The sequence below is a fragment of the Propioniciclava tarda genome, assembly GCF_900182665.1.
In the GTDB taxonomy this organism is placed as follows: Bacteria; Actinomycetota; Actinomycetes; order Propionibacteriales; family Propionibacteriaceae; genus Propioniciclava; species Propioniciclava tarda.
The window spans coordinates 1-1,298 of sequence record NZ_FXTL01000039.1; the positions used below are offsets into that span (position 1 = coordinate 1).

1 protein-coding gene is annotated in these 1,298 nt (G+C 66.1%); it reads right to left on the reverse strand.

Translation table 11 applies throughout. From position 1 onward, the window contains the following. Nucleotides 1-15 precede the first annotated feature (15 nt). On the reverse strand, nucleotides 16-1,298 hold a 1,283-nt coding region (locus tag FN821_RS14055; protein WP_142640469.1), incomplete at its 5' end, for an IS1634 family transposase.

Sequence of the window (1,298 nt, forward strand, 5' to 3'; positions counted from 1 at the left end):
CCCGACTCGTGCCAATTAGTGCGTACTCGCGGCGCGGATTTTCTCGAGGGTGACGCGGACGTCGTCGGGGAGTGGATCGGCGGCGGTGATGATCTGTTCGCCGGCCTTGATCTGGACGGTGTGGTAGCGCCGGAGGGTCTTGACGAGTTTCTTGGTGCTCCAGCTGGTGGTGGCCTCGAGCCAGCGGGCGACAGCGAGGGCGGCGAACACGATGGTGAGGTGCGCGTCGATTGACTCGCGTTGGTGGTGGAAGATCGGCCTGGCACGAAGGTCGGTCTTGGACATGCGAAAGGACTTCTCGACCTGCCACAGCTGGTGGTAGGCGCCCATCACGAACGCCGACGTCGCACCTTCGATGTTGGTGACGTAGCCCTTCAGGCCGGCCAGGGCACGGGCTTTGGCTTCCAGGTCCCGGTTCACCGATTTGGTGGCGCCGGTGAGCTGGATGAACCGGTTCCGTTTGACCTCGGCCTGTCCGGCGACGGCCTTCTCTGCTTTGGCGATCTGGGTGTCGATGCCCTTCAGGGTGCGGCGGCCCCGGTCCTGGGAGTACTGGTAGAACACCGTCCGCCGGCGCAGGTCGGCTTTGGTGCCCATGATCAGCGGCTGGGTGAAGATGTGCTTGTCGGGCAGCGCCTCGCCCGGGTTCTGCCGCTGCCATTCCTTGACGCTGTAGGGCACCTCGGGGATCCGGGCACCGACGATGAAGTGCAGCCCGGCATCCTCCAGCTCCTTCAGGTTCTGCTCGGACAGCATGCCGGCGTCGGCGACCACCGTGACGTCGGGCAGGCCGTGAGCCTCTCGGAACGCGGTGATGACCGGCAGGATCGTCTTCGTCTCGGCCTTGTTGCCCTCGAACGCACCGACCTGGAGCGGGAACCCTCGAGCATCAGTGAGCAGCCCCACGGTGATCTGTGGCTCCAGGCGTCTCTCCTTGCTGAACCCAGGTTCGCGGAACCCGTCCCCCTCGTGGGTCTCAAAGTAGAGCGTCGTGACGTCGTAGAGCAGGACCGTGGCCGGCCCCAGACCCACATGCGCAGCGCACGCCCCGGACAAGCTGGCACGCCACTCCGGCTTGGCGTAGACCGGCAGCCGCCGCCAGATGGTCCGCAACGCCGGAGCCGGCCGACCGACCTCGTCGAGCACCCGGATCGTGTCCGCCTTCGACGTCGGTTCGATCAACCTGGCCAGCACCAACGCCGCGAACACATCGTCGTGGCCACAGGCCCGATCGAACCGCAACGTGCGGTAGCCCCGCTCGAGGGCTTCCCACAGGTACGCCGACTGGGTCGATAAGA